This is a genomic window from Thioalkalivibrio sp. ALJ1 (assembly GCF_000745395.1).
Taxonomy (GTDB): Bacteria; Pseudomonadota; Gammaproteobacteria; order Ectothiorhodospirales; family Ectothiorhodospiraceae; genus Thioalkalivibrio.
Genome location: NZ_KN050684.1, coordinates 1107529 through 1124397, shown reverse-complemented (window position 1 = coordinate 1124397; position 16869 = coordinate 1107529). Strand labels below are relative to the sequence as shown.

The 16869-nt window shown below is 66.1% G+C and carries 18 protein-coding genes; 17 read left to right on the top strand and 1 reads right to left on the bottom strand.

Going from position 1 to position 16869, the window contains the following annotated elements; all coding sequences use genetic code 11:
• Positions 1-81: 81 nt before the first annotated feature.
• From F462_RS07540 to F462_RS07465, 16 genes are all read left to right on the top strand, one after another.
• A complete protein-coding gene (locus F462_RS07540) occupies positions 82-1242 on the top strand; it encodes a LysM peptidoglycan-binding domain-containing protein (protein ID WP_038052949.1) in 1161 nt (386 codons plus the stop codon).
• 21 nt (positions 1243-1263) lie between these two features.
• Positions 1264-2403, top strand: coding sequence for a DNA-processing protein DprA (gene dprA, locus F462_RS07535; RefSeq protein ID WP_038052945.1), 1140 nt, complete (start codon positions 1264-1266; stop codon positions 2401-2403).
• Positions 2400-2885, top strand: a complete 486-nt coding sequence (locus F462_RS07530) for a Smg family protein (RefSeq protein ID WP_038052942.1) — start codon at positions 2400-2402, stop codon at positions 2883-2885. Before dprA ends, F462_RS07530 begins: the two co-directional genes overlap by 4 nt.
• A gap of 141 nt (positions 2886-3026) precedes the next feature.
• Positions 3027-5591: a DNA topoisomerase I gene (locus tag F462_RS07525; RefSeq protein WP_038052939.1), complete on the top strand. Its 2565-nt coding sequence runs from the start codon at positions 3027-3029 to the stop codon at positions 5589-5591.
• Positions 5578-6177 carry an L-threonylcarbamoyladenylate synthase type 1 TsaC gene (locus F462_RS07520; RefSeq protein WP_038052936.1) on the top strand — a complete coding sequence of 200 codons (600 nt, stop codon included), beginning with the start codon at positions 5578-5580 and terminating at the stop codon, positions 6175-6177. Before F462_RS07525 ends, F462_RS07520 begins: the two co-directional genes overlap by 14 nt.
• Positions 6178-6193: 16 nt before the next feature.
• Positions 6194-7123 carry an oxygen-dependent coproporphyrinogen oxidase gene (gene hemF, locus F462_RS07515; protein ID WP_038052933.1) on the top strand — a complete coding sequence of 310 codons (930 nt, stop codon included), beginning with the start codon at positions 6194-6196 and terminating at the stop codon, positions 7121-7123.
• Positions 7124-7139: 16 nt separating this feature from the next.
• Positions 7140-8156: a porphobilinogen synthase gene (gene hemB, locus F462_RS07510; RefSeq protein ID WP_038052930.1), complete on the top strand. Its 1017-nt coding sequence runs from the start codon at positions 7140-7142 to the stop codon at positions 8154-8156.
• Positions 8153-9001 (top strand): shikimate dehydrogenase, encoded by an 849-nt coding sequence (gene aroE / locus F462_RS07505; RefSeq protein WP_038052928.1) that lies wholly within the window; start codon positions 8153-8155, stop codon positions 8999-9001. Before hemB ends, aroE begins: the two co-directional genes overlap by 4 nt.
• 103 nt (positions 9002-9104) lie before the next feature.
• On the top strand, positions 9105-9770 hold the full coding sequence (locus tag F462_RS07500) for a YiaD family glycine zipper/OmpA-like lipoprotein (RefSeq protein WP_038052926.1): 666 nt from the start codon (positions 9105-9107) through the stop codon (positions 9768-9770).
• A gap of 152 nt (positions 9771-9922) precedes the next feature.
• Positions 9923-10363 carry a type II 3-dehydroquinate dehydratase gene (gene aroQ / locus F462_RS07495; RefSeq protein WP_018141426.1) on the top strand — a complete coding sequence of 147 codons (441 nt, stop codon included), beginning with the start codon at positions 9923-9925 and terminating at the stop codon, positions 10361-10363.
• A gap of 9 nt (positions 10364-10372) precedes the next feature.
• Entirely contained in the window at positions 10373-10828 is a 456-nt protein-coding gene (accB, locus tag F462_RS07490; RefSeq protein ID WP_038052924.1) for an acetyl-CoA carboxylase biotin carboxyl carrier protein, read from the top strand.
• A 48-nt stretch (positions 10829-10876) separates the two neighbouring features.
• Positions 10877-12223 carry an acetyl-CoA carboxylase biotin carboxylase subunit gene (accC, locus tag F462_RS07485; protein WP_038052922.1) on the top strand — a complete coding sequence of 449 codons (1347 nt, stop codon included), beginning with the start codon at positions 10877-10879 and terminating at the stop codon, positions 12221-12223.
• A 24-nt stretch (positions 12224-12247) separates the two neighbouring features.
• Complete coding sequence (gene prmA, locus F462_RS07480) at positions 12248-13129, top strand: 50S ribosomal protein L11 methyltransferase (RefSeq protein WP_038052919.1); 882 nt, start codon at positions 12248-12250, stop codon at positions 13127-13129.
• Between the two features lie 80 nt (positions 13130-13209).
• Positions 13210-13929: a DUF3426 domain-containing protein gene (locus tag F462_RS07475; protein WP_038052916.1), complete on the top strand. Its 720-nt coding sequence runs from the start codon at positions 13210-13212 to the stop codon at positions 13927-13929.
• Between the two features lie 116 nt (positions 13930-14045).
• Entirely contained in the window at positions 14046-15038 is a 993-nt protein-coding gene (dusB, locus tag F462_RS07470; protein WP_038052913.1) for a tRNA dihydrouridine synthase DusB, read from the top strand.
• On the top strand, positions 15035-15361 hold the full coding sequence (locus F462_RS07465) for a helix-turn-helix domain-containing protein (protein ID WP_018141420.1): 327 nt from the start codon (positions 15035-15037) through the stop codon (positions 15359-15361). The genes dusB and F462_RS07465 overlap by 4 nt, the downstream gene beginning before the upstream one ends.
• A 264-nt stretch (positions 15362-15625) precedes the next feature.
• On the opposite strand, the gene F462_RS07460 is transcribed toward F462_RS07465, so the two are convergent.
• Complete coding sequence (locus tag F462_RS07460; protein WP_038054892.1) at positions 15626-16387, bottom strand: inositol monophosphatase family protein; 762 nt, start codon at positions 16385-16387, stop codon at positions 15626-15628.
• A gap of 162 nt (positions 16388-16549) precedes the next feature.
• Here F462_RS07460 and F462_RS07455 point away from each other — a divergent pair, with 162 nt between their 5' ends.
• Positions 16550-16867 carry a DUF2322 family protein gene (locus F462_RS07455; RefSeq protein ID WP_018141418.1) on the top strand — a complete coding sequence of 106 codons (318 nt, stop codon included), beginning with the start codon at positions 16550-16552 and terminating at the stop codon, positions 16865-16867.
• Positions 16868-16869 lie beyond the last annotated feature (2 nt).

Below are 16869 nucleotides of genomic sequence, written 5' to 3'. Positions count from 1 at the left end.
TCCGCGGAATTGCGTCATCCGATTGGGGGCCGGGCCACAGGAAGGCTCGGGGAGCGCGCGGACCTGACAGGGGACACCACAATGTACAAGACCAGGGCCACCACGACCTTCGTACTGCCGGGCATTTTGTTCAGTGTAACGCTGTTGCTGAGCGCCTGCGCGGCCACGCCGGATAACGGCGGCGCCGAATCGGACGCTACCGACGCGGGCGAAACCCGCTCTGAGCCGCGCGAATCGCGCAACGCGATGGACGCGCCCGATACCTCGGAAGCGGAACCCGAAATCCGTGAGTCCGCACCCGAACGCTACGTGGTCAAGGAAGGCGACACGCTGTGGGACATCTCCGCGATGTTCCTGCAGGATCCCTGGTACTGGCCGGAAATCTGGATGGTGAATCCAGAGATCGAGAACCCCCACCTGATCTATCCGGGCGACGTCCTCAGCATCTATTACGTGGACGGCCAGCCTCGCATCACAGTCGACGGCGGGCCGCGCGTGCGCCCGACCCAGCGCCTGTCACCAGAGGCGCGCGTCGTGGAACGCGACGAAGACGTCTCACCCATCTCCACCCTGCAGTCGTTTATGTTCCGCCCGCAGGTGCTGGACGAGGAGACCCTCGAGAACGCCCCGTACATCCTCGCCTCGCAGGACGAACGCGTGATCTTTGGCCCGGGTGACCGCGTCTACGTGCGCAATGCCGAGGACACCGAGCGCTACGATCTCTACCACATCGTTCGCCACGACGGCGCCCTGACGGACCCGGATACCGGCGAAGACTTGGGGGTTGCCACCCTGCCGGTAGGCGAGGCCGAGATTGTCGAACCCGGCAACGTGGCCCGCGCCGACATCCGCAAGGGCGAGCGCGAGGCGATCCGTGGCGACCGTCTGGTGCCCTTCGCCGAAGAGCAGGACATGCTGTTCGATATTGGCCGCCCGCCCGCTGGGACCGAGGGCACGATCATCTCGCTGTTCGATGCCATCAGCCAGATCGGACAGCTGCAGGCCGCCATCATCAACCGCGGCGAACGCGACGGCATCGAGAACGGTCAGGTCTTCACGGCCTTCACCGCGGGCCGCGAGGTGCGCGACCCAATCAGCAGCCGCGCCAACGAGGTGGTCACCCTTCCGGAAGAGGAAGTTGGCACGGTGGTGGTGTTCCAGACCTTCGAGAAGGTCTCCTACGTCCTGGTCACCGAGGCCGAACGCACCCTGCGCGAAGGCGACAAGGTTCGCACTCCCTGATCGGACGCCTGGCCCGACTGCATGCGTGACGCTGGCAGGGAAGCCGCGCCACACCAGGATTGGCTACGCCTGATCAACACCCCCGGCCTCGGCCCACGCCGCCTGCTGCGACTGATCGAGGCCTTTGGTTCCCCCGGCCTGGCCCTGGACACCCCCACCGCCGAGTGGCAGCGAGCGGGTGTCGAACTCAAGCTGGATGACGCCGCGCGCCAGACCCGCGATGCGGGGGCCGCGGCCGACCAGGCCTGGCTGGATGCCGACCCCCGACACCACCTCCTGTGTCTGGACGATCCCACCTACCCGCCCCTGCTGGCAGAACTCCCCGACCCACCACCGGTGCTGTACCTCAACGGTGACCCTGGGCTGTTGCGAACACCACAGGTCGGGATTGTCGGTAGCCGCGACGCGACGCCCCAGGGGGAACGCCTGGCCACCGAATTCGCGCGCGAACTCGCCGGCGCCGGGCTGACCATCACCAGTGGCCTCGCGCTCGGCATCGACGGCGCCGCCCATGAAGGCGCCCTGGCCGCCGCGGGCGGACGTACGATCGCCGTCGTCGCCACCGGGCCAGACCGCATCTACCCCGCCCAGCACCGGCGTCTGGCACATCGCATCGCGGATCACGGTCTGGTGGTATCGCTGTGGCCCTGCGGCACCCGCCCCCTGGCGCGGAACTTCCCACAGCGCAACCGAGTGATCAGCGGCCTGTCACTCGCCACGCTCGTAGTGGAGGCCGCGCTCAAGAGCGGATCGCTGATCACCGCGCGCCTGGCCGCCGAACAGGGGCGGCAGGTCTATGCGATCCCCGGCTCGGTACTCAGCCCAACCAGCCGCGGCTGCCACCGACTGATTCGTGACGGCGCCCAGCTGGTGGAGTCGGCCGACGAGATCCTCGACGACCTTGCGGACTGGCTGGGCGTGGCCCCCAATGCACCCGCGACCCAGATCGAACCCGCCCGCGAACCACTGGACCCGGAGCAGGAACGCCTGCTGAACGCGATGGGTTTCGACCCAGTGCCGCTGGAAACCCTGCGCGAACGAACCAAATTGACCATCGAACAGCTTTCATCCATGCTGGTTTTGCTTGAACTCCATGGCCGCGTGGCCGCCCTCGACCACGGACGCTACCAGCGCCTCGACGCAGGATCCCCCGAATCATGAACGAGAACGTGCTGGATGTGCTCATGTATCTCTTTGAGCACACCATCGACGAGGAATCCGACGAGGAGCCAGACCGCTCGGAACTGGAACGCCATCTGGTGGAGGCCGGATTTGCCCGGCGCGAAATCGATCGTGCCCTGGGCTGGCTGGACCGCCTGATGAGCGAGGCCCCGCTGGCCGCGCGCGGGGGCGATGGTGCCGCCCAGCGGATTTACGCCCCCGAAGAGCGCAAGCGTCTGGACACCGAGGCCCACGGCTTCCTGCTGCACCTGGAACAGAACGGACTGCTGACCGCCGGCACCCGCGAACTGGTGTTGGACCGGGTGATGGAACTGGATGCCGAGGAGATCGACCTCGACCAGCTGCGCTGGGTGGTTCTGATGGTACTGTTCAACCAGCCCGACGACGCGATCGCCTATTCCCGCCTGGAAGAGGTCATGCGCGACGACTCGGGCCCCACGGCCGTGGATTATCTGCACTGATTTCTCCGTCTTGCGAAAGGCGCGCGGTAGCCAACGGGCATTTCCTCCTCTAGTCTTTAGCGCCCGTGAACCCGGTTGCACCCGTGCAACCGCCACTGCCCTGACACGGAACCCGCTGCCACGGAGACGGTCCCGAGCGACATGAGCAAGCACCTCGTTATTGTAGAGTCCCCCGCCAAGGGCAAGACCATCGAGAAGTACCTGGGTCCCGATTACCAGGTCCTTGCCTCGTACGGCCATGTACGCGACCTCGTCCCCAAGGAGGGCGCGGTGGACCCGGAAGACGGGTTCCGCATGAAGTACGACATCATCGAGCGCAGCGAGAAGCAAATCGACGCGATCGCCAAGGCGCTGAAGAAGGCCGACGACCTGATCCTCGCGACTGACCCCGACCGCGAAGGGGAGGCGATCTCCTGGCACCTCTACGAGGTCCTGCGCGAGCGCGGCCTGCTGGACGATCGCGGTGTGCACCGTGTCGTGTTCCACGAGATCACCAAGAAGGCGATCCAGCAAGCGATCGAGGAACCGCGCGAGCTCGCCACCCCTCTGATCGACGCCCAGCAAGCGCGCCGCGCCCTGGACTACCTGGTCGGCTTCAACCTCTCGCCACTGCTGTGGCGCAAGATCAAGCGCGGGCTGTCGGCCGGACGTGTGCAAAGCCCGGCGCTGCGCATGATCTGCGAGCGCGAGAACGAGATCGAGGCCTTCGTCCCGCGCGAATACTGGACCCTGGATGCCCTGACCGAACGCCAGGGCCAGGCATTCACCGCGCGCCTGAGTCATCTGGACGGCAACAAGCTGGATCAGTTCGACCTGAACAGCGCCGAACTGGCGCACGACGCGCAGAAGCGCCTGACCGAAGCCGCCAGTGGCGAGTTGAAGGTCGCCAAGGTCGAGAAGAAACAGCGCCGCCGCAACCCGGCCGCACCGTTCACCACCTCGACGCTGCAGCAGGAGGCCTCGCGCAAACTGGGCTTCACCGCCAGCCGCACCATGCGCACCGCGCAGCAGCTCTATGAAGGGATTGATCTCGGCTCCGGCGCGGTCGGCCTGATCACCTACATGCGTACCGACTCGGTCGCCCTGGCCGACGAGGCGATCGGCGAGATCCGCGGCCTGATCGAGGAACGCTATGGCGCGAACAACGTCCCCGACAGCCCGCGCCAGTACAAGACCAAGTCGAAGAACGCCCAGGAGGCCCACGAGGCGATCCGCCCAACCTCCGTGCGCCACGTACCGAACGAGGTCCGCGACCGCATGACGAGCGACCAGGCGCGGCTGTACGACCTGATCTGGAAGCGCACGGTCGCCTGCCAGATGATCCACGCGACCTTCGACACCGTCGCCGCCGACCTGGTCCCGGGCGAGACCCAGCACCGCTTCCGCGCCACCGGCTCCACCCTGGTTGACCCCGGCTTCATCGCCGTCTACCAGGAGGGCCGCGACGACGCGGCCGAGGACGACGAAGACAAGCGTCTGCCCGAGATGGCCGAAGGCGACACCGTGAAGCTGAACGAGGTCACCGCCGACCAGCACTTCACCGAGCCACCGCCGCGCTACACCGAGGCCAGCCTGGTGAAGACGCTGGAGGAATACGGTATCGGCCGCCCCTCCACCTACGCCAGCATCATCTCCACACTGCAGTCACGCGAGTACGTGGAGATGGACGGCAAGCGGTTCATCCCGACCGACACCGGCCGGATCGTGAACAGCTTCCTGACCCAGCACTTCGACCGCTATGTGGATTACGACTTCACCGCGAAGCTGGAAGACGAGTTGGACGCGATCTCGCGCGGCGAAAAGGACTGGGTGCCGGTACTGGAAGACTTCTGGGGCGATTTCCGCGACCGGGTGAAGGAGAAGGAAGAGAACGTCACCCGTGCCGAAGCGGTACAGTCGCGCGAACTGGGCACCGACCCCAAAAGCGGACGCCCGGTCTCGGTGCGTCTCGGCCGCTTCGGCCCGATCGTGCAGATCGGGACCAAGGACGACGAGGAGAAGCCACTGTTCGCCGGGCTTCTGCCCGGACAGAAGATGGATAAGGTCACCCTCGGCGAGGCGCTGGAACTGTTCAAGCTACCGCGCGACCTGGGCGAGACCCCCGAGGGTGAACCGGTGATGGTGAACATCGGGCGCTTCGGCCCGTACGTGAAGTACGGCTCGAAGTATGCCTCCCTGACCCCGGACGATGACGTCTGGACCATCGAGCTGCCGCGTGCCCTGGAGATCGTCGCCGAGAAGAAGCAAAAGGACGCCGAACGCTTCATCATGGGCTTCGAGGCGGAAGGCATTCAGGTCCTGAACGGGCGCTACGGTCCCTACGTGACCGACGGCAACAAGAACGCCAAGATTCCAAAGGAGACCGATCCCAAGTCTCTGACACTGGAACAGTGCCAGGAGCTGATCGCCGCCGCCCCGGAACGCAAGGGCCGCGGACGCAAGGGCGCGGCCAAGTCAACCGCAAAGACCTCGGGCAAGGCAGCGACCAAGACCGCCAGCAAGACAACGGCCAAGTCCAAGTCGACGACGACCAAGAAGGCAGCTCCGAAGAAGAAGGCCTCCAGCACCAAGAAAACGGGCACGAGCACGAAGAAGCCAGCGACCAAGAAGTCCACGGCAAAGAAGTCGAGCGCCGCGAAATCCGGTGACGGAACCGGCAACAGCCGCCTGAGCGCCCAGTCCTCCAGCCACCGTGGATCCGAATAAGGCCCCACTACTGACGCCCGAGATCGAAACCGTCGCGCGCTGCGTGCGTGACGACGGTGTTGTCGCCTATCCCACCGAGGCGGTCTTCGGCCTCGGTTGCCGCCCGGACGCCGCAGCGGCGGTCGACCGCATCCTGAGCCTGAAAGGCCGACCGGTCACCAAGGGGCTGATCGTGGTCAGTGACCGGCTGGACCGCCTCGCATCCTGGCTGGCCCCTTTGCCCGCCGAACGCCAGGCCGAGATCGACGCCAGCTGGCCTGGACCCACCACCTGGCTGCTGCCGGTCACCCCGGATTGCCCGTCCCGGCTGCGCGGCGAGCACGACACGCTCGCTGTGCGCATAACCGCCCATCCGGCCACCCGCGCGCTGTGCGCGGCAGCCGACAGCGCGCTGGTTTCCACCAGCGCGAACCGCGCCGGCGAAGAGCCGTGCCGGACCTGGGATTGCGTTGCCTCACAACTTGGCGCGGGCATCGATGTCATCCTGCAGGCAGAATGTGGCGGGCGCGACACGCCGAGCGCGATCCGCGACGCCCGTTCCGGGGCCTGGCTCCGGGGCGGACCGGACACCGAAACCCACGATTGACTCACCAGGACGCAGCATGAGCCAGGACCCCGTCTCCATCGAGCGCGTAATCGATTACCTGCAGGGCCTGCAGGACCGCATCTGCGAAGGGCTCGAGGGCCTGGATGGCCGCGCGCAGTTCGAGGAAGACGCCTGGGACCGGCCGGCCGGGGGTGGCGGGCGCACTCGGGTACTGCGCGAGGGGCGGGTCTTCGAACAGGCAGGGGTCAACTTCTCCCACGTGATGGGCGACAACCTCCCGGCCTCGGCCACCGCCCACCGTCCGGAGATGGCCGGCCGTTCGTTCCAGGCGACCGGGGTGTCACTGGTGATCCACCCGCACAATCCTTACGTGCCCACCTCACACGCGAACGTGCGCTTCTTCATCGCGGAGAAGCCCGGCGAGGACCCGATCTGGTGGTTCGGCGGCGGCTTCGACCTGACGCCCTACTACGGCTCCGATGAGGACTGCATCCACTGGCATCGCGCGGCCGAGGCTGCCTGCCGCCCGTTCGGCGAACACCTCTACCCGGCCCACAAGAAGTGGTGCGACGAGTACTTCCACCTGAAGCACCGCGACGAGCCGCGCGGGGTCGGCGGACTGTTCTTCGACGATTTCAGCGAGGGCGGCTTCGAGCACGCCTTTGGCTACATGCAAAGCGTGGGCAATGCCTACCTGAAGGCCTACGCCCCCATCGTCGAACGTCGTCGCGATACCGAGTACGGCGAGCGCGAGCGGCAGTTCCAGCTCTACCGGCGCGGCCGCTATGTCGAGTTCAACCTGGTCTACGACCGCGGTACCCTGTTTGGCCTGCAGTCGGGCGGGCGCACCGAGTCGATCCTGATGTCGCTGCCACCGCTGGTGCGCTGGGAGTACAACTACCAGCCAGAACCCGGTACGCCCGAGGGCGCGCTGTACGAGCGCTATTTAAAACCCCGCGACTGGCTGGCCGAGGCCGCCCGCTGAACCCAAAGGACCTGGCATGACCGCACCGATCGCCCCGTATCCCGCCGGCCGGCCGCGCCGGATGCGCCGCGACGCCTTTTCCCGTCGCCTGATGCGCGAACACCACCTGCGCGCCGACGACCTGATCCTGCCGGTGTTCGTCACCGAGGGCGAAGGTGTCCGCGAGGCCGTTCCGTCCATGCCCGGCGTGGAACGCGTATCCATTGACCATCTGCTGGAAGAGGCCGCGGCGGCCGTGCGCCTCGGCATCCCGGCGCTGGCTCTGTTCCCGGTGGTCCCGGCCGAGAAGAAGAGCCTGGATGCGCAGGAGGCCTGGAACCCCGAGGGCCTGGCGCAGCGCGCAGTGCGCGCCCTGAAGGCCACCCACCCGGAACTGGGCGTGATCACCGACGTCGCCCTGGACCCGTTCACCACCCACGGCCAGGACGGCATCATCGACGACGACGGCTACGTGGTGAACGACATGACCGTCGAGGCCCTGGTGAAGCAGGCGCTGTCGCATGCGGCCGCCGGTGCCGACGTGGTCGCCCCCTCCGACATGATGGACGGACGCATCGGCGCGATCCGCAGCGCGCTGGAGGACGGCGGGCACCTGCACACGCGCATCCTCGCCTACTCCGCCAAGTACGCCTCGGCCTTCTACGGGCCGTTCCGTGACGCGGTGGGCTCGGCCAGCAATCTGGGCAAGGGCGGCAAAGTGACCTACCAGATGGACCCGGCCAACGGCGACGAGGCCCTGCACGAGGTCGCGCTCGACCTGGCCGAGGGCGCCGACATGGTGATGGTCAAGCCGGGGATGCCGTATCTGGACGTGGTCCGCCGTATCCGCGACGCGTTCCAGCGCCCGACCTTCGTCTATCACGTCTCCGGCGAGTACGCGATGCTCAAGGCCGCCGCCGAACGCGGCTGGCTGGACGAGCGCGCCTGCGTGCTGGAGGCCCTGACCGGGATGAAGCGCGCCGGGGCCGACGGCATCCTCACCTACTATGCCCGCGTGGTCGCCGAATGGCTGGCGGAGGACGCGGCCCGATGAGCGAACCGCGCCCGGATCGCTACGCGGTGGTGGGCAACCCGATCCACCATTCGCTCTCCCCACGCATTCACACCCTGTTCGCCGAACAAACCGGTCAGTTTCTCGTTTATGACGCCCGCCAAGGCACACCCGGGCAGTTCGCCGAGGAGGTCAATGCCTGGTTCGCGGAAGGCCTGCGCGGCCTGAACGTGACGGTCCCCTTCAAGGAAGAGGCCTTCGCCCTGGCGCGCCAGCTCAGCGACCGTGCGCGCCACGCAGGCGCCGTGAACACGCTGTGGCGCGACAGCGAACTCCAGATCCATGGCGACAACACCGACGGTATCGGCTTCTGCCGCGACCTGGATCGTCTGGGCTTTCAGGTACGCGACCGGCGTGTCCTGATCCTGGGCGCGGGCGGTGCCACCCGCGGTCTGCTGCAACCGCTGCTGGAGGGCACGCCGGAGACCCTGGTGATCGCCAACCGAACGCCGGAACGCGCGGAGGCGCTCGCCGAGGCCTTTCGCGATATTGCCCCGGCGACTCGCCTCTCCGCGTGCGGCCTGAACCGCCTGCCCTCCCACTCGTTCGACCTCGCGATCAACGCGACCGCGACCGGCCTCGGGCAGGACGGGTTGGACCTGCCCGACCACCTGGTTCACCCGGACAGCCTGGCCTACGACCTGGTCTACGGCGCCGGTGCCCAGCGCTTCCTCACCTGGGCCCGCAACGCCGGCTGCACGCACGGCAGCGATGGCCTCGGCATGTTGGTGGAACAAGCCGCCGAAGCCTTCTCCATCTGGCGCGGGGTCCATCCCGAAACCGCCCCGGTGCTGCACGAACTGCGTCACGAAATCGACGGCCAATAGGCCACCACTTCTCCGGGTTCATGGACGGTTCACCCCGCGGACCGCAAGCTGGGATTCATCACGTCCGCTGCCTTGCGGATCACACGAACACGGGAGAACCGCCATGCAACGCATTCTCGCTCTAGCCGCCACCGGCGCCCTGGTGCTGGTAATGGGCTGCACCACCACCGACCCATACACAGGGGAAGAACGCGTCTCGCGCGCCACCATCGGGGCCGGCATCGGCGCGGCCACCGGCGCCGTGCTCGGCAGTGTCACCAGCAGCCGCAACCGCACTCAGCGAGCCATGATCGGGGCTGGCATCGGGGCCCTGGCCGGCGGCGCCATCGGCAATTACATGGACCGCCAGGAAGATGCCCTGCGCGAACAGCTGCGCGGCACCGGCGTCAGCGTCACGCGCGACGGCGACAACATCATCCTCAACATGCCGAGCAACATCACCTTCGATTTCGACCGTGCCGAGGTCAAACCGCAGTTCCAGGACGTGCTGGATTCCGTCGCTCTGGTCCTTGAGGAGTTCGACCAAACCGGCATCGAGGTGGCCGGCCACACCGACAGCACCGGCCGGGTCGAGTACAACATGGACCTCTCCGAACGCCGCGCCGAAAGCGTGGGCCAGGCGCTCATCCGCCGCGGCGTGCAGTCCGTACGCGTGCACACCATCGGCTTTGGACCGCACCAGCCGGTGGCCACCAATGACACCGATGCCGGGCGCGAGCAGAACCGCCGCGTGGAGCTCACACTGTTCCCGCTCACTGCCGACTCATAAGCCGTCGACCGCCCCGGAATCACCCCCGGGGCGGACGCTTGTGCTGGACACCCCCACCCTTCCTGCGGCAAAATCCTAAACATTCGCCGCACCGTCATTTTTCGGTGTAATCGCGTCCATTGTCTACAGGATCGCTACCGATTCCCCCTGCTATGGCCTCCATTCTGCTGCTCAACGGCCCCAACCTGAACCTGCTGGGACAGCGGGAGCCGGAGCGCTACGGCGCCCAGACCCTGGCCGACATTGAGACCGACCTGCGCGACCGTGCCGAACAGGCGGATACCACACTCGACTGCTTTCAGAGCAATCATGAGGGCGATCTCATCGACCGCATTCATGCCGCCCCCGGCGAGGGCGTACAACGCATCCTGATCAATCCCGGTGGCCTGACCCATACCAGCGTCAGTCTGCGCGATGCCCTGCTGGGGGTCGCCATCCCGTTTTACGAGATCCATATCAGCAATATCCACGCCCGCGAGCCGTTCCGCCAGACCTCGCGTCTGAGCGATGTCGCCGCCGGTCTGGTCAGTGGCTTTGGGGTCATTGGCTACCGGCTGGCGCTGGATGCGGCGCTTGCAGCTATCAAGGAATAAGAGGCTTCCATGGACATTCGCAAGGTCAAGAAACTGATCGACCTGCTCGACGAGAGCGGCATCCACGAGATCGAGATTCACGAGGGCGAGGAGTCGGTCCGCATCACCCGCTCGGCCAGCGGCACCGCCGTCGCAGCACCGGCCCCGGCACCCCTGCCCGTCGCGGCACCGGCCAACGCACCGCTCGCGGCCGCCCCGGCCGACGCGGCCAGCGCGCCCCCGGAGATGGATGGTCACCGCGTCACCGCCCCCATGGTCGGCACCTTCTATCGCGCGCCCAGCCCGGGTTCGAAGCCGTTCGTCGAGGTCGGCCAGACCGTCGAGGTCGGCGAGACCCTGTGCATCATCGAGGCCATGAAGATGCTCAATCCGATCGAGGCCGATCAGGCCGGCACCATCCGCGACATCCTGATCGAAAACGGCAACCCGGTGGAATACGGGCAACCGCTGTTCATCATCGGATGAGCCCATTCGCCGGGCCCGGTCCCGGCTCCGCTGGAAACAGGTTCGAGCATGTTTGAGAAAATTCTGATCGCCAACCGCGGCGAGATCGCTCTGCGGGTCCTGCGCACCTGCCGCGAAATGGGCATTGCGACCGTCGCCGCGCACTCCAGTGCCGACCGCGACCTGAAGCACGTCCGACTTGCGGACGAGTCCGTTTGCATCGGTCCCGCGGCGTCCGGCGAGAGCTACCTGAATATTCCCGCGCTGATCGCCGCCGCCGAGGTCACCGATGCCGGCGCGATCCATCCGGGCTACGGTTTTCTGTCGGAGAACGCGGACTTCGCCGAACGGGTCGAGTCCTCGGGCTTTGCCTTCATCGGCCCGCGGGCCGACACCATCCGCCTGATGGGCGACAAGGTCTCCGCCAAGCAGTCGATGCTGGAGGCCAACGTGCCCTGCGTCCCCGGCTCCGGCGGCGCCCTGGGCGAAGACGCAGACACCAACCTTGCGTTGGCGCGCGAGATCGGCTACCCGGTCATCATCAAGGCCGCCGCCGGCGGTGGTGGCCGCGGCATGCGCGTGGTGCATACCGAAGGGGCCTTGCTGAGTGCGATCTCGCTGACCCGCAACGAGGCCCAGCAGGGCTTCGGCAACGACACCCTGTACATGGAAAAATACCTGGAGCAACCACGCCACGTGGAGTTCCAGATTCTCGCCGACAGCCACGGCAACGCGGTTTGCCTGGGTGAGCGCGACTGTTCCATGCAGCGCCGCCATCAGAAGGTGATCGAGGAGGCCCCTGCCCCCGGCATTACCGATGAGCAACGCCAGGCCATGGCGCAGCGCCTGATCCGCGCCTGTCAGGAGATCGGTTACCGCGGCGCGGGCACCTTCGAGTTCCTGTACGAGAACGGGGCCTTCTACTTCATCGAGATGAACACCCGCCTGCAAGTCGAGCACACGGTCACCGAGCAGGTCACCGGGATCGACCTGGTGCGCGAGCAGATCCGCATTGCCGCCGGGGAGCCACTGGGCTACACCCAGGACGATGTGTGCATCACCGGCCATGCGATCGAGTGCCGCATCAATGCCGAAGACCCAACCACCTTCATGCCCAGCCCCGGCACCATCCAGCAGTACCACGCGCCGGGCGGTCCGGGTATCCGCATGGATACTCACATCTACAACGGTTACGTCGTGCCGCCGTATTATGACTCGATGATCGGCAAGCTCATCGCCCACGGCAATAGCCGAGCGGTCGCCCTCGCGCGCATGCGAGGGGCCCTGGGCGAGATCGTCGTGGACGGCATCCAGACCAACGTCGCGCTGCACCATGACCTGATGATTGACGCGAATTTCCAGCGTGGCGAGACCGACATCCACTATCTCGAGAAGAAACTGAAGGCACAGGCCTGACGGCCCGCGTCATCCGGAGCCCCCATGAGCCTTGCCGAACTCGAATGCCAGATCACCCCGGAACAGGCCGAGCCACTTGAAGACACCCTGTTCGAACTGGGCGCGGTCAGCGTTGAGCTATTCGATGGGGCCGATGAGCCGCTGTTCGAGCCCCCGATAGGCACCCATCCGCTGTGGTCCACCGTGCGCCTGAAGGCGGTATTCCCGGACACGACCCAGGCCGATCTTGCGGCCGCGGCACTGGAACGCCAGGCACAGGCACCAGAGGGGATCCTGGTCCAGGCGATCGAGGATCAAGACTGGGTGCGAGCAGGCCTTGACGGCCTGGGCGCGATCCATTGCGGCCACTCGCTGTGGATTGTGCCTTCCTGGGAAGACGAGCCCGCCATTGAGGAAGGCACGTTCGTCCGCCTGGACCCTGGGCTGGCCTTCGGCACAGGCAACCACCCGACCACCGCGATGTGCCTCGCCGCTCTGGCCCAACAGCCACCGCGCGATCTGGACATCCTGGATTACGGCTGCGGCTCCGGCATCCTTGCCATCGCGGCCCTCAAACTCGGCGCACGCCAGGCCGTGGGTATCGACATCGACGCACAGGCCGTGCAGGCGACCCGCAGCAACGCCGATGCGAATGCCGTACCCCCGGCCCAGCTGGAAATTGGATTGCTCGACCATCCGGTACCGACGGCGGGCTTTGACCTAGTACTGGCCAACATCCTCGCCAAACCCCTGATCGACCTCGCGCCGGAGCTGGCCCGTGCGGCCAAACCGGGCGCACGTATCCTGCTCGCCGGCCTGCTGGAGCGCCAGGCAGATGAGGTGATGGCCGCCTACTCCGATGCCTTCGACATCGGCGTCGAAGACTGCCGCGAAGGCTGGGCACTGCTGGGCGGCCGGCGGCGCTAGCTATGTACATGAGGCGCAGGCAAGAGCATGGGGCATTACGCGTACGCTTGACCCACCTCGCCTGACAGCCGAATCGGACGATGCTGGCCCGCTGCCCTGAATGCCGCGTCACCCACGCCCTGGCCAGCGGCGACAAGGTCCGCCTGCACAAGGTCCGCTGCTCTAACTGTGGTGCCGAGTTCGCCCTGTTCCCGGCGCTCGAAATCGGCGGCGCAGGAGAACGTGTGCTCGGTGAAGGGGTCGTCTCTGCCGATCGACCCCCACCACCCCAAATCGAGTCCATCCCGAAGGTGGCATGGAAGCTCGACATTGAGGCCCCACCGGGGCTTCTCAACCTGCACGCCGCCAGAGGTAGACGGGCGTGGCCGGGTCTCGCCCTGGCCTTGGGGCTGCTCGCTTTATTCGGGCTACAGGTATTAATCATCCCCCCGATCGCGCCCGGTCAACAGGCCGAACTGGACCAGGCGCGCACCATGCTGTGCGGCGTGATCCAATGTCCCGACTGGCACCCACCACGAGTGCCAGGGCAGGTCCGCGTCTCGACGCCTGATTTCTTGATCACCACCGACGGAACTCTGCACCTACGATTCGAGCTCGAAAGCCCAATACGCCAAGCCTGGCCGGTCCTGGATATCCGGCTGACAGACCGGCTGGGCACTTCGCAGGGCAGGCTGCGCCTGAACCCGGCCGACTACACCGACCCACAGCGCCCCATGACCGCCCACCAATCCTATACCGTACGGGCGATCCTGTTGCCTCTGAGCGACCGCGTCGCAGGTATCGAGATCCGCCCTCGCTAAGCCCACCCAGGGGTCTCGACCCTCAATGACCGGTATCTCTGGCCCTTGCCATTGAGCGAGAAGTCGCGCCCCTGAGCTGCTAGACTTGCATGCCCCTTCCGTTGTCTGCGACCCACATGAAGATCGGAAGCCACCACTTTGCGGACCCCGTCGTGTTCCTGGCTCCGATGGCCGGGATTACGGATCGTCCGTTCCGATTACTCGCACGGCGTCTGGGCGCCAGTGCCGCGGTGTCCGAGATGGTCACGTCCGACACCCGGCTGTGGAACAGCGACAAGAGCCGGCACCGCCTCGACCATCGCCAGGAGCCCCGGCCGCGCATCGTGCAGCTGCTGGGGAACGAGCCCGGCCCGCTGGCCGCTGCGGCCCGCGAGAACGTGTGCCGCGGGGCCGACGTGATCGACCTCAACCTCGGCTGCCCGGCCAAGAAGGTCTGCAGCAAGGCGGCCGGATCGGCATTGCTGGGCGAACCGGAACGGGTGCGCGAGTTGTTGCAGGCACTCACTGAGGCCGTCACGGTGCCGGTCACCTTGAAGATGCGCCTGGGCCTGGACCGCGAACGGATGAACGGCGAAGCCATCGCCGCCATCGCCGAGGACAGCGGCATCTCGATGCTGACCGTACATGGCCGTACCCGAGCCGATGCCTACCGCGGACAGGCCGACTACTTCGCGATCGAGCGGATTGTGCGGACGGTCTCCATCCCGGTTCTCGCCAACGGCGATATCACCTCACTCCAGCGGGCACGGCAGGTAATCGAGATGACCGGTGCGGCCGGCGTAATGATCGGTCGTGCGGCCCAGGGACAGCCTTGGCTGCCCGGCCAGATCCGTGCAGCACTGGCCGGCGAACCAATCCCACCGGCACCGGATGTGGCAACGCGTCTGGGCCTGATTCAGGACCACATTACCGAATTGCATACCCAATACGGCGAACCGCAAGGCGTACGTATCGCGCGCAAGCATCTAGGCTGGTATCTTCAGGGTCTTGGTCTCGACGAGGCCTGGACACGGGCGGCCCGGGCTGACCTTCTTGCCGCCCGCACCGCCAGCGAACAGTTACGGCGCCTGCGCGCCCACCTGACGGGAATCGCAAGCGAGGCTGCATGAGCACGAACATGCCACTCGAACAAGAAACGGATGTCCGGGATGCCGCACTGGCGGGCACTCTGTCCTACGACTGCGTGCTGGCGGAATCCGTGCGCCACGCGCTGGACCAATACTTCGAGACCCTGGACGGCCAAAGCAGCCACGACCTCTACGCGCTTGTAATGAACGAAGTGGAACGCCCCCTGCTCGCCAGCGTGCTGGAACGCTGCGGGGGCAACCAGAGCCGCGCGGCCGCCCTGCTGGGGCTGAACCGCGCCACCCTGCGCAAAAAACTCCGCACCCACGGCCTCGTAAACCTCAACGGCAACGGTGCTGCGACCTGACGTTCAGTTCTGGCGACAGGAAGATCGGAAAGTCAGAAGGATTACGCAAGGTCCTGAGCCGGATGCCATATCCGGCGATTTGGATAACCAGCAGGTTTCTGCTGCAGGACCTGTACGGCGACCGCTCCGAGATGCATGGCATTACTCGCCATCCTGCGACCGCCCACGCGCCCACGCCATCCCCCTTTCAGTCTTCCCGCCTTCCTGTAAACCGCCCTTCCTTTTCCGTGTCCTCCGTGCACTCGGTGGTGCAAGAATGAACGGTTAGCCCTGCCAGGCGAGACGGTTCAGGACGGTCTGGTGCAGTTCCGGGGTGGCGGCCGCGAGGACGTTGCCCGTGTTGAGGTCCAGCTCACCGCCGGAGAGGTTGGTGAACACGCCGCCAGCCTCGCGCACGATCACTGCCAGTGCGGCGATATCCAGGATGTTCACATCGGACTCGACGATCAGGTCGATGCTACCGCGCGCCAGCAGGTGGTAATGGTAGAAGTCGCCGTACCCGCGGGTGCGGTTCACCTCGGCCGTGATTCCGCCAAGCGCCTTCCAGCCCTCGGCATTCTGCGCCAGGGACTTGAGGTTGCCGGTGGACAGCGAGGCACGGCCCAGGTCGGTGGTCTTCTCGACCGCGATCGGATCGCCATTGAGGAAGGCGCCCTGGCCCTTCTCGGCCCAGGCGCGCTCGCCAAACTGGATGCCATTGGACAGCCCCAGGATCAGTTCGCCCTTGTACATCAGCGCGATCTGCGTGGAGAAGAACGGATAGCGCCGCACGAAGCTCTTGGTGCCGTCGATCGGGTCAATCAGCCAGACGTAGTCGGAATCCATATCCGACTGCCCGGTCTCCTCGCCGTAAAATCCGTGGTCCGGAAAGTGCTCACGGATCACCTGGCGGATCGCCTGTTCGCTCTCCACGTCGGCCCGAGTCACCGGGGTGTCGTCGGGTTTGGTTTCGACGTCGACACCCGCCTCGTAGTAGTGGCGGATCACCTTCTCGGCGGCATCGGCGGCGGCCTGGGCGGCCTCCATGAACGCGCTTCGCGACATGCTCGTGTCCCCTCGGCAAAAGCCGCTATCGTACCATGAGGCAAAATCGGGGCTGATCCTACGGCGACCCTGCCACCTTCGCGGGTTGGTTGTCGCAGCCCGGGCATGCCCCGATAATGCCGCGATTATTTCGAGGAGCATGACATGTCCAAGAAGCTGCCCGACGTCAGCAACATCGAACGCCTGGAACTGTTTGGCGAGGACTACAACCCCACCGCCAGCATCGAGAACGTGGATGGCCAGAGTCTGTCGCTGCAGATTTACTACCAGCTCGCGCTGGACTATGGCGGCATCGGTCCGAAGGCGGCGAACTCCGGCCTTCTGATGTATGGAAGCCATGCCGACGATGCCCGCGCCAACCCTGGCAAACACCCGAACATCGATCGCCTGATCGACGTACTGAACAACGACTACTACCTGTCGGTGAAGGCTGTCCCCAAGCGCGACAGCAAGGCCGGCTAAGC

What these genes read in the sequence shown, in the direction of transcription:
- hemB (WP_038052930.1), top strand. Translation starts at nt 7,140, where the DNA reads ATGACCGCACCGATCGCCCCGTATCCCGCCGGCCGGCCGCGCCGGATG.
- accB (WP_038052924.1), top strand. Translation starts at nt 10,373, where the DNA reads ATGGACATTCGCAAGGTCAAGAAACTGATCGACCTGCTCGACGAGAGC.
- aroQ (WP_018141426.1), top strand. Translation starts at nt 9,923, where the DNA reads ATGGCCTCCATTCTGCTGCTCAACGGCCCCAACCTGAACCTGCTGGGA.
- dprA (WP_038052945.1), top strand. Translation starts at nt 1,264, where the DNA reads ATGCGTGACGCTGGCAGGGAAGCCGCGCCACACCAGGATTGGCTACGC.
- F462_RS07475 (WP_038052916.1), top strand. Translation starts at nt 13,210, where the DNA reads ATGCTGGCCCGCTGCCCTGAATGCCGCGTCACCCACGCCCTGGCCAGC.
- prmA (WP_038052919.1), top strand. Translation starts at nt 12,248, where the DNA reads ATGAGCCTTGCCGAACTCGAATGCCAGATCACCCCGGAACAGGCCGAG.
- F462_RS07540 (WP_038052949.1), top strand. Translation starts at nt 82, where the DNA reads ATGTACAAGACCAGGGCCACCACGACCTTCGTACTGCCGGGCATTTTG.
- aroE (WP_038052928.1), top strand. Translation starts at nt 8,153, where the DNA reads ATGAGCGAACCGCGCCCGGATCGCTACGCGGTGGTGGGCAACCCGATC.
- F462_RS07455 (WP_018141418.1), top strand. Translation starts at nt 16,550, where the DNA reads ATGTCCAAGAAGCTGCCCGACGTCAGCAACATCGAACGCCTGGAACTG.
- hemF (WP_038052933.1), top strand. Translation starts at nt 6,194, where the DNA reads ATGAGCCAGGACCCCGTCTCCATCGAGCGCGTAATCGATTACCTGCAG.
- F462_RS07500 (WP_038052926.1), top strand. Translation starts at nt 9,105, where the DNA reads ATGCAACGCATTCTCGCTCTAGCCGCCACCGGCGCCCTGGTGCTGGTA.
- F462_RS07525 (WP_038052939.1), top strand. Translation starts at nt 3,027, where the DNA reads ATGAGCAAGCACCTCGTTATTGTAGAGTCCCCCGCCAAGGGCAAGACC.
- F462_RS07460 (WP_038054892.1), bottom strand. Translation starts at nt 16,387, where the DNA reads ATGGAGGCCGCCCAGGCCGCCGCCGATGCCGCCGAGAAGGTGATCCGC.
- accC (WP_038052922.1), top strand. Translation starts at nt 10,877, where the DNA reads ATGTTTGAGAAAATTCTGATCGCCAACCGCGGCGAGATCGCTCTGCGG.
- dusB (WP_038052913.1), top strand. Translation starts at nt 14,046, where the DNA reads ATGAAGATCGGAAGCCACCACTTTGCGGACCCCGTCGTGTTCCTGGCT.
- F462_RS07530 (WP_038052942.1), top strand. Translation starts at nt 2,400, where the DNA reads ATGAACGAGAACGTGCTGGATGTGCTCATGTATCTCTTTGAGCACACC.
- F462_RS07465 (WP_018141420.1), top strand. Translation starts at nt 15,035, where the DNA reads ATGAGCACGAACATGCCACTCGAACAAGAAACGGATGTCCGGGATGCC.